12 protein-coding genes are annotated in these 18,059 nt (G+C 72.2%); 6 read left to right on the top strand and 6 right to left on the bottom strand.

The window, feature by feature from the left end; genetic code table 11:
* Window positions 1–21: 21 nt before the first annotated feature.
* Window positions 22–3,639 carry a proline dehydrogenase family protein gene (locus ACFTQE_RS13410; RefSeq protein ID WP_376925543.1) on the bottom strand — a complete coding sequence of 1,206 codons (3,618 nt, stop codon included), beginning with the start codon at window positions 3,637–3,639 and terminating at the stop codon, window positions 22–24.
* 154 nt (window positions 3,640–3,793) lie between these two features.
* On the opposite strand from ACFTQE_RS13410, the gene ACFTQE_RS13415 reads away from it, so the two are divergent.
* Together ACFTQE_RS13415 and ACFTQE_RS13420 are read left to right on the top strand one after the other, a co-directional pair.
* Window positions 3,794–4,822, top strand: coding sequence for a LysR family transcriptional regulator (locus ACFTQE_RS13415; RefSeq protein ID WP_376925544.1), 1,029 nt, complete (start codon window positions 3,794–3,796; stop codon window positions 4,820–4,822).
* A 25-nt stretch (window positions 4,823–4,847) separates the two neighbouring features.
* Entirely contained in the window at window positions 4,848–5,588 is a 741-nt protein-coding gene (locus ACFTQE_RS13420; protein WP_376925545.1) for an META domain-containing protein, read from the top strand.
* Window position 5,589: 1 nt separating this feature from the next.
* Here the strand turns inward: ACFTQE_RS13420 and ACFTQE_RS13425 are convergent, their stop codons facing one another.
* Together ACFTQE_RS13425 and ACFTQE_RS13430 are read right to left on the bottom strand one after the other, a co-directional pair.
* Window positions 5,590–6,438, bottom strand: a complete 849-nt coding sequence (locus tag ACFTQE_RS13425; protein WP_376925546.1) for a hypothetical protein — start codon at window positions 6,436–6,438, stop codon at window positions 5,590–5,592.
* Window positions 6,438–9,773, bottom strand: a complete 3,336-nt coding sequence (locus ACFTQE_RS13430; RefSeq protein ID WP_376925547.1) for a DUF5107 domain-containing protein — start codon at window positions 9,771–9,773, stop codon at window positions 6,438–6,440. Before ACFTQE_RS13430 ends, ACFTQE_RS13425 begins: the two co-directional genes overlap by 1 nt.
* Before the next feature lie 91 nt (window positions 9,774–9,864).
* On the opposite strand from ACFTQE_RS13430, the gene ACFTQE_RS13435 reads away from it, so the two are divergent.
* Complete coding sequence (locus ACFTQE_RS13435; protein ID WP_376925548.1) at window positions 9,865–10,731, top strand: helix-turn-helix domain-containing protein; 867 nt, start codon at window positions 9,865–9,867, stop codon at window positions 10,729–10,731.
* Window positions 10,732–10,744: 13 nt separating this feature from the next.
* Here the strand turns inward: ACFTQE_RS13435 and ACFTQE_RS13440 are convergent, their stop codons facing one another.
* On the bottom strand, window positions 10,745–11,737 hold the full coding sequence (locus ACFTQE_RS13440; protein WP_376925549.1) for a helix-turn-helix transcriptional regulator: 993 nt from the start codon (window positions 11,735–11,737) through the stop codon (window positions 10,745–10,747).
* A gap of 60 nt (window positions 11,738–11,797) precedes the next feature.
* Between ACFTQE_RS13440 and ACFTQE_RS13445 the strand changes: the two genes are divergently transcribed.
* Window positions 11,798–12,766, top strand: coding sequence for an ATP-binding cassette domain-containing protein (locus ACFTQE_RS13445; protein WP_376925550.1), 969 nt, complete (start codon window positions 11,798–11,800; stop codon window positions 12,764–12,766).
* A 103-nt stretch (window positions 12,767–12,869) separates the two neighbouring features.
* Window positions 12,870–13,652, top strand: coding sequence for an ABC transporter permease (locus ACFTQE_RS13450; protein ID WP_376925551.1), 783 nt, complete (start codon window positions 12,870–12,872; stop codon window positions 13,650–13,652).
* A 78-nt stretch (window positions 13,653–13,730) separates the two neighbouring features.
* Here ACFTQE_RS13450 and ACFTQE_RS13455 read toward each other — a convergent pair whose 3' ends face one another.
* On the bottom strand, window positions 13,731–15,896 hold the full coding sequence (locus ACFTQE_RS13455) for an adenylyl cyclase (RefSeq protein ID WP_376925552.1): 2,166 nt from the start codon (window positions 15,894–15,896) through the stop codon (window positions 13,731–13,733).
* Window positions 15,893–16,207 (bottom strand): hypothetical protein, encoded by a 315-nt coding sequence (locus tag ACFTQE_RS13460; RefSeq protein ID WP_376925553.1) that lies wholly within the window; start codon window positions 16,205–16,207, stop codon window positions 15,893–15,895. The genes ACFTQE_RS13455 and ACFTQE_RS13460 overlap by 4 nt, the downstream gene beginning before the upstream one ends.
* A gap of 169 nt (window positions 16,208–16,376) precedes the next feature.
* Between ACFTQE_RS13460 and ACFTQE_RS13465 the strand changes: the two genes are divergently transcribed.
* Window positions 16,377–18,017, top strand: a complete 1,641-nt coding sequence (locus ACFTQE_RS13465) for a phytoene desaturase family protein (protein ID WP_376925554.1) — start codon at window positions 16,377–16,379, stop codon at window positions 18,015–18,017.
* Window positions 18,018–18,059: the final 42 nt, after the last annotated feature.

The following is an 18,059-nucleotide window of genomic DNA, read 5'->3' on the forward strand; positions in this document are numbered from 1 at the left end:
GCCGACGCGCCGGTCACACCGTCAGATCACCCCGTCGGACAGGGTCGTCGGGTTGCCGAAGCGGTGGTTCGTGATCGAGATCGCCTGCTCGTGCAGGAACGGCAGCAGCTCGACACGGCCCGACGGCGTGACGGGGTGCGACCACACCGCGACATCGGGAGAACCGCCGAGCGCCTCGGCCAGGGCGGTCGCCCCGCCGCCGACGAGACGCACGCGCGGCGTCGTGATGCCGTGCTTGACGGCACGCCCGAGCCACGCCGCGTCGCCCTCGCGCACGATCTTCACCTCGCGCACGGCCAGCAGGGTCCGCACGCCCTTCGGCAGCTCGACCGCGGTCGAGATCGCGAGCGGCGACTTCGCGAGCAGGCCGGCCGCGATGACGCGGAGCCCCTCTGCGAGGCTCGCCTGCTCGCCGATGCGCACCGTCACGGGCAGCGGCCGGTAGCGGAAGAGGTTGCGTTCGGCGCCGACGCCCGAGACGTCCTTCACGACGCCGTACTCCTCGGCCCACGCGAGCTCGTCGGAGAGCGCCGAGCGGCGCAGCACGTCGAACGAGTCGTAGTCGAGCGCCGGCTGCGACGCCTCGATGAGCTCGGCGACGCGCTTCTCGAGTCCGCGCAGGTGCAGGGTGCTCGAGGAGGTGCCGTGCTGCGGCAGCCACTCGCCGAGGCCGAACAGGTAGTTCGGGCCGCCGGCCTTGGCACCCGCGCCGACGGCGGAGCGCTTCCAGCCGCCGAAGGGCTGGCGCTGGACGATCGCGCCGGTGATGCCGCGGTTGACGTAGAGGTTGCCGGCCTCGACCCGGTCGAACCAGGTGGCGAGCTCGTTCGCGTCGAGCGAGTGCAGGCCGGCGGTCAGTCCGTAGTCGACGGCGTTCTGCATGCGGATCGCCTCGTCGAGGTCCTTCGCGTGCATGATGCCGAGCACGGGGCCGAAGAACTCGGTGAGGTGGAAGTACGAGCCGCCCGCGACGCCCGTGCGGATGCCGGGCGACCAGAGCCGGCCGGTGTCGTCGAGCTGCTGCGGCTCGACGAGCCACTCCTCGCCGATGCCGAGCTGGGTGAGCGCGTGCAGCAGCTTGCCGTTCGCGGGCTCGACGATCGGGCCCATCTGGCTCGTCGCCTGCTCGGGCCAGCCGACCCGCAGCGAACGGGTCGCGTCGACGAGCTGGCGGCGGAATCGCTCGGACTTCGCGACGGAGCCGACGAGGATGACGAGCGAGGCCGCAGAGCACTTCTGGCCGGCGTGGCCGAAGGCGCTCTTCACGACGTCGGATGCCGCGAGGTCGAGGTCGGCCGACGGCGTCACGATGATCGCGTTCTTGCCGCTCGTCTCCGCGAGCAGCGGCAGGTCGTTCCGGAATGAGCGGAACAGCTGGGCCGTCTCGTAGGCGCCCGTGAGGATGACCCGGTCGACCGCGGGGTGGGAGACGAGCTCCTTGCCGAGTTCGCGCTCGCCGATGTCGACGAGGGTGAGGAGCTCGCGCGGGATGCCGGCCTCCCACAGCGCCTCGACCATGACCGCGCCGGAGCGCTGCGCGAGCTTCGCGGGCTTGATGATGACGCCCGATCCCGCGGCGAGCGCGGAGAGCACGCCGCCGGCCGGGATCGCGACCGGGAAGTTCCACGGCGGCGTGATGACGGTGAGCTTCGACGGCACGAAGACGGCGCCCTGCACGTGGTCGAGCTCGCGGGCGCGCTCGGCGTAGTAGTGCGCGAAGTCGATCGCCTCGCTGATCTCGGGGTCGGCCTCTGCGATGGTCTTGCCGGTCTCGGCGGCCATGACCTCGATCAGGCGGTCGCGGTTCGCGGCGAGCGCGTAACCGGCGCGGTGCAGCACCGCGGCGCGCTCGGCGCCGGGCAGCTCGCCCCAGGCCCGGCCGCGGGCGGCGACGGTCTGGATGACGCGCTCGAGCGTCGCCGCGTCGTCGACGCGAGCGGCGGCGATCGTCGCGACGCCGAGCGTCGAGCCGGGCACGCGCTCGAGGATCCGGCGGCCCCACTCGCGGTTCGGCGCGAGGGCGGGGTCGGTGTCGGGCTCGTTGCGGAAGCCCGGCGTCACGCCGGAGCCGGCAGGGGCGGCGGATGCCGCGGCATCCGTCAGCTCGGAGCCGTCGATGCCCGCGGACCCGCGGGTGATGCCGAGCACGACGCCCGTGAGCGAAGGGTCGAGCTCGTGCTCGGTTCCGGGCGCCGGAGCGGCCGGCACCGTCATCGCGGCGGCGAGGGTCTCGTCGGTCCACTCGGTGTGGCGGTTCTGGGTGCGGTTCGGCGCGGGCGCCGTCGCGACCGACGGCTCCAGTGCGGCGAGCGAGGCCAGGTAGCGTGCCTGCTCGCGCTGGAACAGCGGCTCGCTCGAGGTGAGCTCGAACACGGCCGACATGAAGTTCTCCTGGCTCGCGTTCTCTTCGAGCCGGCGGATCAGGTAGGCGATGGCGACGTCGAACTCGCTGGGGTTCACGACGGGTGTGTACAGCAGCAGGTTGCCGACGTCGCGGCGCACAGCCTCGGCCTGCCCGGTCGCCATGCCGAGCAGCATCTCGAACTCGACGCGCGCGTCGACGCCGCGCTCGCGGGCGGTGAGCCACGCGTGGGCCACGTCGAAGAGGTTGTGGCCGGCGACGCCGAGCCCCACCGCGTCGGTGCGCTCGGGGGTCATCGACCAGTCGAGCACGCGCTTGTAGTTCGTGTCGGAGTCCTGCTTGGAGTCGTAGGTCGCGAGCGGCCAGCCGTGCACGGCCGCGTCGACGTGCTCCATGGCGAGGTTCGCGCCCTTGACGACGCGCACCTTGATGGGGGCGCCGCCCTGCGCACGACGGTCCTTCGCCCAGGCCGTGAGCTCCTGCATCGCGCCGAGCGCGTCGGGCAGGTAGGTCTGCAGCACGATGCCGGCCTCGAGGCCGCGCAGCTGCGGCTGGTCGAGCAGGGTCGTGAAGACCGCGATCGTCAGGTCGAGGTCGCGGTACTCCTCCATGTCGAGGTTGATGAACTTCGGCGTGCGGCTCTTGGCGGCGAGCTCGTACAGCGGGGTGAGCTTCGCGACGACCTTGGCGACGGCCTCGTCGAACGACCACATCGAGAGCTGGCTGACGACGCTCGAGACCTTGATCGACACGTAGTCGACGTCGTCGCGTGCGAGGAACTCGTAGGTGCCCGAGAGACGGCGGTCGGCCTCCTCCTCACCGAGCACGGCCTCGCCGAGCAGGTTCAGGTTCAGGCGGTTGCCCGACTCGCGCAGGGTCGCGATGGCCGGGCCGAGCTTCTCGGGCGTGGCGTCGAGCACGAGGTGGCCGACCATGGCGCGCAGCACCCGGCGGGCGATCGGGATGACGATCCAGGGCAGCACCGGCGCGACGACGCCGCCGACGCGGATGGCGGCCTTCAGGTACCAGGGCAGGAACTTCGGCGTGAGCCGGGCGACCTGCTCGAGGTTGCGGCCCGCGACGCCGAGGTCTTCGGGGCGCATGACGCCGTCGACGAAGCCGACCGTGAAGTCGAGGCCGCGCGGGTCCTTCAGCACGCCGGCGAGGCGCTCGGCGGCGGGATCTGCGGGGTGTTCCGAACTCTCGGCGAGCCAGCGGCGCACGAGGGCGACGACGTGATCGGTGTTCGGCCGGGCGTCCGTGGCGGCGTTCGACATGGTCACGAGGGTACTGTCCTTTGCTTCGGGCGCACCGGGGTTCGCGCGCCTGTCGGGTTCAGTATGCGCTGCGGCATCCGTTCGGTAAAGCGAATGAATCTGAACGATACTGTTCGGAAGAACCGAATGATCAGCGGATGTCCCGGAGGTGCACATGCTCGACGTGCGACGGCTGCGCCTGCTCGTGGAACTCAGCGACCGCGGCACGCTCTCGGCAGTCGCCGACGCCCTGTCGTACAGCCCCTCCTCGGTGTCGCAGCAGCTCAGCCAGCTCGAGCGCGAGGCCGGGGTGCCGCTGCTCGTACAGGTGGGTCGCCGCGTGCAGCTGACGCCGCAGGCCGAGGTGCTCGTGGGCCACGCCCGCGCCGTGCTCGACCGGCTCGAGGAGGCCGAGTCGGAGGTCGCGCGATCGCTCACCGCGGTCGGCGGCACCGTGCGCATCGCCGTGTTCCAGTCGGCGGCGCACGCCGTGGTGCCGCAGGCGCTCACCCTCCTGCGCGCCGAGCACCCGGCCCTGCGGGTCGAGGTCACCGAACGCGAGCCCGACGTCGGGCTCTTCGAGGTCTCGGCGCGCGACTTCGACCTCGTGATCGCCGAGCAGTACCCGGGCCACACGCGCGCCCACCGCGAGGAGCTCGACCGCGTGCACCTCGTCGCCGACGCGATCCGGCTCGCGCTGCCGCCGCATCCCGCCTCACGCCGAGCACGACGTGTCGCCTCGACTCCCCCCAACGATGCAGCAGATATGCACGCTTCCAGCCCGTCAGAGCGTGCATATCTGCTGCACAGACTGCGAGAAGCGGGCACGGATGCCTCGCGCACGCAGCCCCTCGCCGCGGCATCCGACATGCCGTGGGTGCTCGAACCCGAGGGCACCGCCTCCCGCGACTGGGCGGAGCAGCTGTGCCGCGAGGCGGGGTTCGAGCCCGACGTGCGGTTCGAGACCGCCGACCTGATGGCGCACATCCGCCTGATCCGCTCGGGCAACGCCGTCGGGCTCCTGCCCGATCTCGTGTGGGCGGGCGAAGCGCCGAGCGTGACCCTCGTCGACCTGCCGGGGCATCCCGAGCGCGAGGTGTTCACCTCCACGCGGCACGCCGCCGCCGCCCGGCCCGCCGTCGTCGCGTGCCGCGACGCCCTCGCGCGTGCCGCACGCGCGACGGCGACGCCTTCGGCTCGCTGACGCATCCGGTCGATACGCTGTGCCCATGTCACGAAGGTTGCAGCGCCTCGCCCTGTCCGGCACGATCCTGCTCGCGGCGACGGTGCTGACCGCCTGCGCCGGCAACCCCGCCGAACCGGTGGAGACCGTCGACCCCGTCGGCACCTGGGGCGATGTCGCCGCGACCGGCGAGCCCTCGCTCGTGCTCGGCGACGACGGCTCGCTGACCGGCACCGACGGCTGCAACCGCCTGATCGGCACCTGGACCGCCGAGGCCGACACGGTCGCCTTCGTCGAGGTCGCCTCGACGCGCATGCTGTGCGAGGGCGTCGACACGTGGCTCTCCACGCTCGCGACCGGCACGATCGAGGGCGACACCCTCACGGTGCACGACGAATCGGGTGAGGAGATCGGCACGCTCGAACGGGCGAGCGACGACGCGGCCGCGCCGTCCGCAACTCCCTCGACCGCGCCCGACGCCGACCCGGCCCTGTTCATCGGCACCTGGGGCACCGAGTCCGCCGACACGGCACCCGGCGAGCCGTTCATCGTCATCGCCGCCGATGGCACCGCGAGCGGCAACGACGGGTGCAACGGATTCGGCAACAAGGTCTGGGTGGTGGAGGGCGATACCGTCGAGTTCTCGGGCGGAATCCAGACCCTCATCGGTTGCGACGACGTCGATCAATGGTTGGGCCGAGCAGCTTCGGCGACGGTCGACGGCGACACCATGACCTTCTTCGACGAGTCCGGCACCGAGATCGGCGCCCTGCCCCGCACGGCGTAGCTCAGTCGGCGTCGTCGGCGTCGGCGTCGTCGACCGAGAGTTCCAGCCACCACCGCAGCGGCCGGCCCGGCGACACCACGGGGAGCTCCTCCTCGACGGCCGAGGCCGCGTCGCGACATCCGGTCGTCGGTTCGATCGCGACGACCGGCTGATCGGCGAACACCCCCGCGTCCCAGAACAGCCCGAGGTGCGGCAGGGTCCGGGCGTCCCAGCGCAGGGTGAGGCCCTGCCCGTCGGCGTGCACGATCCGGGCGCGGTCGAGCCCGGTGGTGAACGCCTTCAGCGCGCCGCCGACGCCGTCGATCCCGCCGCGACCGGTCGCACCGCCAGGCCAGGCCATCGGCGACCCCGCCTCGGGGAACTCCCCCACGAGTCGCGGCTCGGGCGCGCCCGTGACGATGCGCGTGCCCGGCGGCGCCGCGAACAGCGGGTGCGCCGCCCACAGGAGCGGGACGCCGGCGCGGCCGGTCGCGGTGGCGACGTAGTCCGCCCGCAGGCGCCCCGCCTCGACCGTCAGCGTGCGCGAGAGCTGCAGGGGAACGCTCCGGAGCGAGACCACCGCGGTCGACGTCGCCGGACCCGACGCGACGACCGACCACTCGAGCCGCCAGGCGTCGCCGTGGTCGGGCAGTCCCGTGCCGTCGGCCATGGTGCACGCGGCCACCGTCGGAACGACCTCGTCCCAGCCGCCGGTGCCCGACGCGGTGAAGCCGCCCTCGGGGTCCCGCGGCGGCGACGGGGCGAGCCACTCGCGGCCCGCAGCCACGAGGCTCGTGATGCGGGCGCCGTCGAGCGGATCGAACTCGACGGCGATCCGGTCACGGCCGCGCCCGGCCGCGATGCCGACCATCAGTCGGAGCCCGCGCCGAGCGCGACGAGGCGCCTGCGGAGGTCGTCGACCTCGCGATCACGCGCCTCCTGCACGTCGTCGTGGAAGAGGAGCATCGTCGGCAGGGAGGTCGCGAAGTAGTCGATCGTCGCGGGCGTCGCCGCGAGCTCGTCGACGAACGCGGCGAACGCCGCGAGCTGCGCGTCGGCCTCCTCGTGTCGTGCGAGCGCGCGGAGCGCCCGGATCGAGAACTCCGACTGCGCACTGAACGCCCGGGTGCTCATGTCGAGGAAGTCGCCCGCCGACGCGGCGGCACGCTCCCACGCCGCCTCGGCGGCGCGTCGGTCGCCGCTCTGGTCGAGGGCACGGCCGAGCAGCCAGGAGAGCTCGGCGCAGTTGGCGAGCGGATGCCGCGCCTCGCCGAGCGATGCCGGGGGCTCGAGCGCGCTCCGGATGAAGTCGGCGGCCGACTCGCCGTCGAGGTCGTCGAGTGCCGCCGTGGCGAGCGCGAGGTTCGCCTCGTCCCACGCGGCGAGCGCCTGGCCTTCGCCGCCCTCCCACGGCTGGAACCGTCGTGAGAGCAGGCGTTCGCGGGCGGCTGCGGGCCGACCGAGCGCGGTGAGCAGGCGGGCGTGCACGATGCTGAGGTCGTCGCGCTCGGCGATGAGGTGCGCATCGGCCTCGTGCAGGTCGAGACGCGCGATCGGGCTGCGGCCGACCCGTGCCAGGAGCTGGTCGAGCTCGAAGAACAGCTTCGCATCGTCGGGCGCGAGCGCACGGGCCGACTCGAAGTGGGCGACCGCGAGGGCGGGATCGCCGAGCACGTTGAACACGGCGATGCCGAGGTTGCGATGGGCGACGACTCGCACGCGCACCGCCGCCCCGGGCGCGGTGCAGTGCGACCAGGCTTCGATCGCGTCGAGGTGGCGACGGCGGTCGTAGTACCAATTGCCGAGCATGAGCGAGGCGCGGTGGTCGGCCGGGTCCGCGACGAGCGCGAGCCTCAGCACCGCGACGTCGTCGAGACGGGCGGCGTAGCCGTTCCGTTCGCCGTTTCCGGCGGCTGCGCGCCGGGCTGCAGCTGCCTCCTCGGGCTCGCCGAGGCGATCGAGCACCGCGGCACGGTGGTAGTCGACGAGCGCGCCCACCTGCACCTGGCCGGCCGGCGCCGACGGCGCGACCTCGCGCGCCAGGTCGAGCAGGCGGAGGGCCTCCCGGTCGGCCCCGACGCCCGCGTACTCCAGCGCGACATCGAGCAGAGTGGCCGCGTCGCGGGTGAGGGCGGCGCCCGCGAGATCGCGCACCCACTGGTCGAGGGGGTCGGCGGCGAGCAGGCGCTCGAGGAGTTCGGCCGCCTCGGCCTCGCGGCCGGTGCGGCGCAGCACGAGCGCGAGCAGCGCCCCCGCCTGCGCGTGGCCGCCGTCGATCGCGAGCACGTCGTGCAGGGTCGATTCGGCGGCGGCGTCGCCGAGCCGCACCTGGAGCCGGCCGAGCGCGTGGCCGGCGGCGGCTCGCCACGCGGAGTTCCACATCGCCTTGGTGAGCGCGATCGCCGCCTCGGCGTTCCGTCCGCGGCGGGCGAGGTTCACCCCGAGGCGGTAGTGCGCCTCGCCGTCGGCCGGGTTCGGCACCCACTGCGTCAGGCGGTCGATCGCCGCGCGGAGGTGACGCTCGGCCCCCTCGTCGTCTCCCGTCCGCTCGAGCGCGGCGGCCAGGGCGACGTGCGACCGGGTGTGGCCCGGGTCGCGTCGGAGCGCCTCCTCCCAGTACGGCTCGGGGCGGCGCGTCGCGTGACGGTACTGCTCGAGGTACTGGCCGATGAGGAAGAGCTCCTCGACCGATGCGACCTCCGACGGGGCCGGCGGCTCGACGGCCGCGAGCGGGGGCTCCGCCGAGGCATCCGCTGTTCGATGGCCGAATCGGATCACGTCGCGGCCGTCGGCGTCGACGGCGACGAGCACGAGTCCGTCGGCGGCGTGCGCGCCGTCGAGCACGACGTCATCGACGTGCGCCGAACCGGGATCGACCGCGGCACTCGTGGCATGCACGACGGCGCCGACGCGATCGCGGAGCTCGATCGCGAGCCGCTCGTGCCGGCGGGTGGTGGCCACACCGATCCGCACCCGGGTTCGGCCGTTCGCCTCGTCGACGTCGACGTCGAGACGAACCGCCGCCTCGGTGTTCGCCCGGTGCGCGGGCCCGATCGCCCGGATCGGGTACCAGTACTGGCTGAACGTCTTGGTCTCGCCCGGAGTGAGCCAGGAGAAGTCGGGCTGGTTGTCGGTGTAGGCGCCGGCCATGAGCTCGACGTACGGGCCGTCTCCATCGGTGAGGTTGTCGTCCCAGGCCCGGCCGAACGGCGCGTCGCCCCACGTCCACTGCTTCTTGCCGGGCGCGAACCGATGGTCGGCGACGTAGACGAAGCCGGCCCCCTTCGCGTGGTCGTAGCCGCCGAAGAAGTCGTCGTCGGTGCCGAGGATCATGTACGAGGTCGGCACGGGGATGTTGCGGTACCAGTCGAGCCGATCGCCGTCGGGGCGATCGACGGTCGCCTGCGCCGGATAGTCCACTCCGTAGTACCGGCCGTCGACCTCGGGGTAGCTGGCGATCGCGCGCTTGGCGTGGTCGGCGACGAAGTGCACGTCGGTCGGGAAGAACGACTGGTACTCGTCGTGCGCTGCGCCGGCGACGTTCGCCCACCAGAGGAAGGTCTGGGTGTCGTCGGTGCGGTTCGCCAGCCGCACCCGCGCCTCGATGAGGGCGGAGTCGGGGCGCAGCCGGATGCCGTGCATGCCCTTCATACGAGCGAACGGGTCGTGGTCGCTGCACCACACCGTGACGGCGCCGTCGGCCTCGTGCTCGATCTCCCAGTCGGTCGGAAGGAACGTCGCCGGCCGGTGGTGCTGCGGCCAGTTGAACTCGACGCCGCCCGAGATCCAGGGTCCGGCCAGCCCGACGAGGGCCGGCTTGATGACGTTGTTGCGGTAGAAGAAGTCGTAGTCGGCCGACTTGTCGTACCCGATGTGGATGCGTCCGCCGAGCTCGGGCAGGATGACGAGCCGCACCCACTCGTTCTCGAGGTGGATCGCCTGCCATTCGTGCGGCACCTTCTGCTGCGAGATCTTCTCGTGGAAGGGCAGGGGGTAGACCCGCCCCGACGAGCCCTGGTAGACGCGGCGGTCGAGGAAGGCCGGGTAGTCGGCGGGCGCCTCGGGCAGGTAGGTGTCGATGACGATCGACTCGGCCCATGCGGCGACGGCTGCATCGGCGAGCTGCTCGGGTACGTCGGGGAGCACGATCCTCGACTCGCGTTCGTGCAGCAGGTCGCGCTTCGATGGCGCCTCGTTGTTGAGCATACGACGACGATATGCATCGCCGTATGCCCGATCCGAGCATGTTCCGGCGGAGTATCTGGACGAAACGCTGACACCCCGCCACACTTGTGGCATGACGATCTCCGACGGGTTCCCCGGGCAGCGCATGCAGGTGCTGCCCGGACCTCGAGTCCGCGAGGCACTGCGCCTGCCCGGTGTCTCGCATCTCGTCGTGACCGATTCGGGCTACTTCCCCGAAGCCCGGCATCACGGGCGCGAGCGCCGATCCCCGATCGACGAGGTCGTCGTGATCGTGTGCACGGCCGGTCGCGGCTGGTGCGAGACGGCCGCGGGCCGGTTCGACGTCGCGGCCGGCGAGGCCGTCATCCTGCCCCCGGGCCGTCCGCACGCCTACGGCGCCGACCCGCACGAGCCCTGGTCGATCTGGTGGCTGCATCTCACCGGCCGGGAACTCGCCGAGTTCCTCGTCGCGGCCGGCGTGACCATCGAGCAGCCGGTGCGCGCCGTCTCCGACCGCTCCCGGGTGACGGCGCTCGCGAGCGAGGTGCTCGCGTGGATGGAACGCGACACGACCACGGCCAGCATCACCGCGGCGTCGGGCGCGGCCTGGCACCTCCTCGCGCTGCTCGTCGCCCGGCCCTCGGCAGGCGACGACCGGAGCGACTCGATCGACGAGGCGGCGCAGTACCTGCGAACGCACGTCGGCGAACGCGTCGAGGTCGCCGAGTTGGCGTCGGCGGCCAACCTCAGCCCATCGCATTTCGCCGCCCTGTTCCGGCAGCGTCTCGGCATGCCCGTGCTGCGGTACCAGACGCAGCTGCGCATGGCACGGGCGCGCGAACTCCTCGATCAGACGTCGTTGTCGATCGCGCAGATCTCGGAGCGCGTCGGATACGCGGACTCGTTCTACTTCGCCCGGCAGTTCCGAGCGACGCACGGCACGCCGCCGACCGCGTATCGCGCGCAGCGCAAGGGCTGAGCGCGACGACCGGTCAGCCCCGAGCGGATGCCTCCGCGAAGCGCTCGGCCTGCATCGCGAGGAAGTCGAGCACCTCGGGTGCCGCCTCCACGCGGTACCGCACGCCGCGCGGCATCCACATGAGCGCCATCGACAGGTTCTCCACGGAGTCGGCCTCGATCGGCCATGCGCAGTGCCCCGCATCGACCGCCACGACCTCTCGGCCGTACCACCCGAGGTGCTCGACGAGGTCCGCCTGCGGCATCTCGGCGACGACCCGGGCCTTCACGCTCCGGTCGCGCCAGCGCACCGAGGCCTCGACCCGTGCCCTGGCATCGTCATCGCTCATCGGCCGGGGCTCGAACCGCACTCGCGTCGGGAACACGTCGCTCATGCGATCGAGGCGGAACGTGCGCCAGTCCTCGCGCTGGCGATCCCACGCGAGCAGGTACCAGCGCCGCGCGACGGGCACCAGCCGGTACGGCTCGACCACTCGGGCCGACGCCTCGCCCGCGGCATCCGTGTAGGTGAAGCGCAGCCGCTCCGAGTCGCGGCAGCCGAGCGCGAGGAGTCCGAGCAGTTCGGCGTCGACCTCGGGGGTCGGTCGCCCCGAGCGCGCGGAGCCGGGCCCGCCGGCGCCCGCCGCCGCGTGCGACTGCAGCGCCTCGATGCGACGGCGCAGGGCGGGCGGCAGCACCTGCTCGATCTTCGCGAGGGCGCTGAGCGTCGTGTGCTCGGCGCCGCGCAGGCCCGCCGTCGCCTGAGACCGCAGCCCGATGGCGATCGCGACCCCCTCGTCGTCGCTGAGCAGCAACGGCGGCAGGCCGGTGCCCGCCTCGAGTCGGTAGCCGCCGGTCGAGCCGCGGGCCGACTCGATGCCGTAGCCGAGTTCGCGCAACCGGTCGACGTCGCGCCGCAGTGTGCGGTCGGAGACGCCCAGCCGGTCGACGAGTTCGCGCGCCGACCAGTGCCGGTGGCTCTGCAGGAGGGAGAGCAGTTCGAGGGTTCGCGAGGTCGTTGCGGCCATGCTCCAAGTTTCCCACCCATCCGGACGGAAACTGACCGGATGGCTCGGAAGACTGCAGGTATGACGAACCAGATGATCTCCGCTCAGGGCCTCACGAAGACGTTCCCCGCCAAGGGGAAGGTCGTCGAGGCCGTCCGTTCCGTCGACCTCGAGGTCGACGCCGGCGAGCTCGTCGCCTTCCTCGGCCCGAACGGCGCCGGCAAGTCGACGACGCTTCGCATGCTCACCACGCTGCTGCCGCCGACGAGCGGCGAGGCGATCGTCGCGGGCTCCGACATCCGTCGCGACCCGGCCGGTGTGCGCCGCCGCATCGGCTACGTCGGCCAGGGCAATTCGGGCGGGCACACGCAGCGCGTGCGCGACGAACTGCACGCCCAGGGCGCCTTCTACGGCATGGGCCGCCGCGAGACGCGGACCCGCGCCGCCGAACTGATCGAGTCGCTCGAGCTCGGCCAGGTGGCGGGCCGCCAGGTGCAGTCGCTCTCGGGCGGCCAGAAGCGCCGGCTCGACATCGCGCTCGGCCTCATCCACCGGCCCGAGCTGCTCTTCCTCGACGAGCCGTCGACGGGCCTCGACCCGCACAGCCGCGCGAACCTGTGGGAGCACATCGTCGACCTCCGCCGCGAGACGGGCACGACGATCTTCCTCACGACGCACTACCTCGACGAGGCCGACCAGCTCGCCGAACGCGTCATGGTGATGGATCACGGCCAGGTCATCGCCGACGACACGGCGTGGGCGCTCAAGGAGTCGCTCGCGGGCGATCGGGTGAGCCTCACCTTCGAATCGGCAGCGGATGCCGCGGCAGCCGCCGCGCGCATCGGCGGGGAGGCATCGGGGCAGGTCGTCACGGTGACCGCTCCCGGCGGCGATCGGGCGCTGCCCCGATACATCCGCTCGCTCGGCGATGCCGGACTCGACGTCGTCGCGGCGACGCATCGGCAGCCGACCCTCGACGACGTGTTCCTCGCGCTCACGGGGCGCACGCTCCGCGAGGAGGCCGCCCGCGCCGAGCCCGTGCCGGCCTGACGCCCCCGAGAACAGGCGGACACGCCGTCCCAGCGCCGAGAACAGGCGCCACCCGCACTCCCCCGTCGAGAACTCCTGTTCTCACGACACGAAGGATCCCCTCATGACCACCATCGACACCACCGCCCGTCCGACGGGCTTCATCCGCGACACCGCCTCGGTCTTCGTCCGCGAGTCCCGACCGCTCGTGCGCGACCCGTTCAGCGTGATGTTCTCGCTCGTGCAGCCGCTCGTCTTCCTCGGCCTCTTCGGTCCGCTGCTCATCGGCGCCTCGGGCGGCGACGCGGCGGGCACGCTGCAGTGGTTCGTGCCCGGCATCCTCGTGATGGTCGCACTGTTCGGCACGGCCTCGACGGGCGCGAACCTGCTCTTCGAGATGCAGACCGGCTCGCACGAGCGCACGCTCGTCGCGCCGCTCTCGCGCAGCGCACTGCTCGTGGGTCGCGCGCTCAAGGAGGTCGTGCCGCTCGTCATCCAGGGCACGATCGTCGTGCTCGTGGCCGTGCCGTTCGGCTTCTCGCTCGACGTACCGGGCCTCATCGCCGGTCTCGCCGTGCTCGCCGTCTTCGGCATCGGCTTCGGCGCCCTGAGCTACTCGCTCGCGCTCGCCTGCCGCAACCGCGACTGGATGTTCTGGATGGTGCACCAGACCCTCCTGTTCCCGCTCATGATCCTCTCGGGCATGCTGCTGCCGCTCGAGGACGGCCCGGGCTGGATGCAGGTCGCCGCGGCGATCAACCCGCTGAGCTACCTCGTCGGCGCCGAGCGCGCGCTGCTCTCGGGCGACTTCGGCGCACCGGCGGTCATCGGCGGAATGATCGCGGCCGCCGTGACGTGCGCGATCGGCATCGTGGTCGGCGTGCGTGCGATGAAGCGCGCGGCCTGACGACGGCACGACGAGGGCGAGCGGATGCCGCATCCGCTCGCCCTCTCGCGCTCTCGGGCGCCCGTCAGGGCACCTGCGCTACTTGCAGGTGCTGCCCGGGTACGGGGCGGAATAGGTGGAGTACCTGCCGGCTCCGGCTTCCCACGTGTAGCCGGCCACCGTGGCCGTGCCGGCGGCGGTCTTCTTGCCCGCCTTCCACATGTAGGTCACCGTCGCTCCGGGCGCGACCGTGGTGAACTTCACGGTGCCCTCGTCGCTCGTGAGGCGGATGTCCGCGGCGAGCGCGGCCCGGTTCACGGCCGAGACCACGATGTACGCCTTCCCGTCGAGGCACTGGGTGTGCGACTTCACCTCGAGCGGCACGTCGGGTGCGACGACGATCGCGACCGTGCCGGTCCAGGATGCCTCGGTCGAGACGTTGCCCGCGGCATCCGTGGCCCGGGCGAGCACGGTGTGGGCACCGTTGCCGAGCTCGATCGGGCCGGTGACGGCCATCCACGCCGCGGCGTCGACCTTGACCTCGACCGTGGGCGGCGGGGTGTAGTCGTCGGCGCCCGTCACGGTGAGGACGACCTTCGACGCATACGTGCCGCCGGGGCCGGGCGCACCCGGGTTCGCGGCGATCGCGACCGTCGGCGCCGTCGTGTCGACCGGCGGGTAGGACACGAGCTGCGGCGAGGCGAACGAGCCCACCGCGGGCGCTCCGGCGTCGTTGACGATGCGGTTGATGCCGCCCGTGCCGTTCAGGAACACGCTCGTCATCGACTCGAACCGCACGTCCGCCGACTTCGGCGTCTGGATGCCGCTCTCGACGCGGATGTCCTGACCGCCGTTGATCGTCTGGTCGAAGAACGAGTAGACGCCGAGGCCCTGCGCGAGGTGCGAGGTGACCCCGTCACCCACGCGGTACGACGCGTACCCGAGCCGGTCGCCGTCCATGTACGCCGCCTGGGTCGGCGAGTCGTACGGGATCTCGCTCTGGTAGAAGATCGTGCGTCCGCCGTCGCCGTTCCAGACGACCTGGTTCTTCTGGTAGTGCTCGACGAACAGCCCGAGCGCGGTGACGTGATCGCCGTTCACGACGACGCCGTGGTCGCCGGTGTTGCCGGCCCACGCGACCCCGTCGCCGTGGTCGGCGCGCCAGGCCCAGATGTGATCGAGCAGCGCGTTCGGGCTGTTGACCTCGATCGAGGTCGTCGCCTTGCCGGCCCACGGACCGCCGACGCGGATGAACACGTCGGTCAGCGTCGTGGGGTCGGCTGCGTCGGAGGCGGTCGCCCCCGTCGGTCCGACCTTCACGAGCACGTCGGAGTTCTCGAGCCCGGCGTCGACCGTGAGGCCGGCGATCTTCACGCCCGGGACATCCGCGATCTCGATGGCGGCGTTGCCCTCGGTGGGCACGAGCGACGCGTAGCCGAGGCCGAGCACGACGGTGCCGGCGTCGTCGACCTGCAGGGCCTCGTCGAGCTCGTACACACCCGGCGTGACGAGCAGGTTGCGGCCGCTCGCGAGCGCCGCGTTGAGGTCTGCCGCGGTGTCGCCGGGCTTGGCGATGAAGAACTCGGAGATGTCGAGGCTCTCGCCGGCCGCTGCATCGGTCGACCAGTCGTGGCCGCGCGTGTCGGCCTTCGCCGCGGGCACGAACACCTTGTAGTCGTCGCCGTCGAGGTAGAGGAACGGCGATTCGCGGTTCATCGGCGTCTCGTCCACGACGGTCTTGTTGCCCGTGCCCGTCGGCGTCGGCCCGAAGTCGTGCGCGGGTGCGCCCTCGACGCCCGAGAACACCATGTTCCAGACGCCGCCGTCCCACGTGCCGACGGTCGAGTTGCGCGTGAACCACTGCTGCTGCGAACCCGTGACGATCTTGCCGTCGACCTTGGAGTTGGCGAGGTATCCGCCCGAGGCGTACTCGCCGACACGGCCGAAGAGCGTCAGGTCGCCCTGGATGTGCACGCGCCGGAGCGGCGCCGCCTGCGACACGGCGAAGCGCATCTGGTGCGGGTCGGTGACGCCGCTCGGGAACGGACGGGTGGCGTCGACGCCCACGGGACGCTGGATCGGGTTGATGCTGACGTTGCTGAGCGAGCGCCAGAACCTCGTGAGCGAGCCGGGCTGCTGGCAGTCCCACGGGTTCGCCTCGCACTGGCGCACTGGCTCGACGTGGATCGCGCCGTTGATGGTCACGTCGTCGGGCGAGGCGCCGAGGCCGGCCACGGCCTGATAGTACCCGAGCTCGGAGTTCACGATGCCCGTCGCGGTCGAGGGGTCGTCCTGGCCCGCGGCGCTGCCGTAGGTGCCCGGCTTGAAGAAGAACTGGTGCCGGTCGCACTGAACTCCTCCTCCTGCGAGGCGGCCATGAGTGCCGCATTGATGTCGTCGACCGACCAGGTCTCGTCGAAGATCGTCACGTTGGGCCCGAAGTCGGGCTCCGCTGCAGCGGCGGCGGATGCCGTCGCGGTCACTCCCCCGGCGACCAGGGCCGCGATGGCGACCCCCGATCCGATTCGTCGTGTCACGCCGGCGACCCCGGCGAGACGCGTTCGTTGCGTCGTCACATGTTCTCCTTCGAACGGCGGTCGGCGGTGCCCCGCGATCGACCGGTGGATCTCTTGCGATGGTGCACGCCGCCGCCATCATCGGCGGGGTCGCATTCGTCACCCTAGCGAAAAGTTACTTACATGTCAGTAACTCAATTGGCGGAGACCGTTCGCCTACGCTCGTCACATGCCCATCACCAGCACCGAGCACGACGTCGTGATCCTCGGCGGCGGCCACAACGGCCTCATCGCAGCCGCCTACCTCGCCCGCGCCGGCAAGCGGGTGCTGCTGCTCGAGCGCAGCGACCACCTCGGCGGCGCCGCCGTCTCCGCCGACGCGTTCGAGGGCGTCGACGCGCGCCTCTCGCGCTACTCGTACCTCGTGAGCCTCCTGCCGCAGCGCATCATCGATGACCTGGGCCTCGACGTGCGCCTCGTGCGGCGGCGCTTCTCGTCGTACACGCCCGACCCGGCCGACCCCTCGCGCGGCCTGCTCGTCGACAACGAGGCCGACGCCGCGTCGACCACCGCCGCCTTCACGCGCATCGAGGCCGAGCCCGACGCCGCGGCATGGCAGTCGTTCTACGCCGACACCGCACGCCTGGCGGAGCGCCTGTTCCCGACGCTCACCGAACCCCTGCCGACCCGCGACGAGGCGCGCGAGCTGATCGGCGACGAGCGGCTCTGGCGGGAGTTCGTCGAACGCCCGCTCGGCGAGGCGATCGACGCCCGCTTCACGAGCGACCTCGTGCGCGGGGTCGTCGCGACCGACGGCCTCATCGGCACGTTCACCGAGCTCGACGACCCGTCGCTCGACGCCAATCGCTGCTTCCTCTACCACGTGATCGGCGGCGGCACGGGCGACTGGGACGTGCCGGTCGGCGGCATGGGCGCCGTCACCGGCGAGCTCGCACGGGCGGCCCGCGAGGCCGGCGCCGAGCTCGCGACCGGGGCCGAGGTCGTCGCGGTCGATCCGTCGGGCGAGGTGCGCTGGCGGCAGGGCGAGGCGCCCGGCGAGCGGATGGCGCGCGCCGACGTCATCCTCGCGAACGTCGCCCCCGCCGTGCTCGACCGGCTGCTCGCGGCCGGCGCGCCCGCATCCTCGGCGACGAACGGCGGCGTGCCCGCGGTCGTGCGCGAGCGGCTTCGCCACCTGCACGCTCCCGAGGGCGCGCAGGTCAAGGTGAACCTGCTGCTCACCCGGCTGCCGAAGCTCCGCGACACCGCCGTCGCGCCCGAGGCCGCGTTCGCGGGCACGTTCCACATCAACGAACTCGAGTCGCAGCTCGAGGCCGCCTACGGCGAGGCCGCCCGCGGCCGCATCCCGTCGCAGCTGCCCTGCGAGATCTACTGCCACACGCTGAGCGACCCGTCGATCCTCTCCCCCGAGCTCGCGGCCTCCGGCGCGCACACACTGACCGTGTTCGGCCTGCACGTGCCGCACCGACTGCTCGAGCGCTTCGACAACGACGAACTGCGTGGACATCTGCAGACGGCGGTGCTCGCCTCGCTGGACTCGGTGCTCGCCGAGCCGATCGAGGGCGTCATCGCGACGGATGCCTCCGGCCGACCGTGCATCGAGACGAAGACGACGCTCGACCTCGAGGAGGCGCTCGCGATGCCGGGCGGCAACATCTTCCACGGCCCGCTGTCGTGGCCGTGGGCCGCACCGGGCGCCGCCCTCGCGACGCCGGCCGAGCGCTGGGGCGTCGCCACCGCTCACCCGGGCATCCTGCTGTGCGGATCGGGCGCGGTGCGCGGCGGGGCCGTGAGCGGCATCGGCGGTCACAATGCGGCGATGGCGGTGCTCGAAGCATCCGTCGGCTGAGGCCGCCCCGGCAGCCGCCATACCCTCCGGTATGGTGACGGC

Origin of the sequence: Agromyces sp. NPDC056965 (assembly GCF_042673425.1) — a bacterium.
Classification (GTDB): Bacteria; Actinomycetota; Actinomycetes; order Actinomycetales; family Microbacteriaceae; genus Agromyces.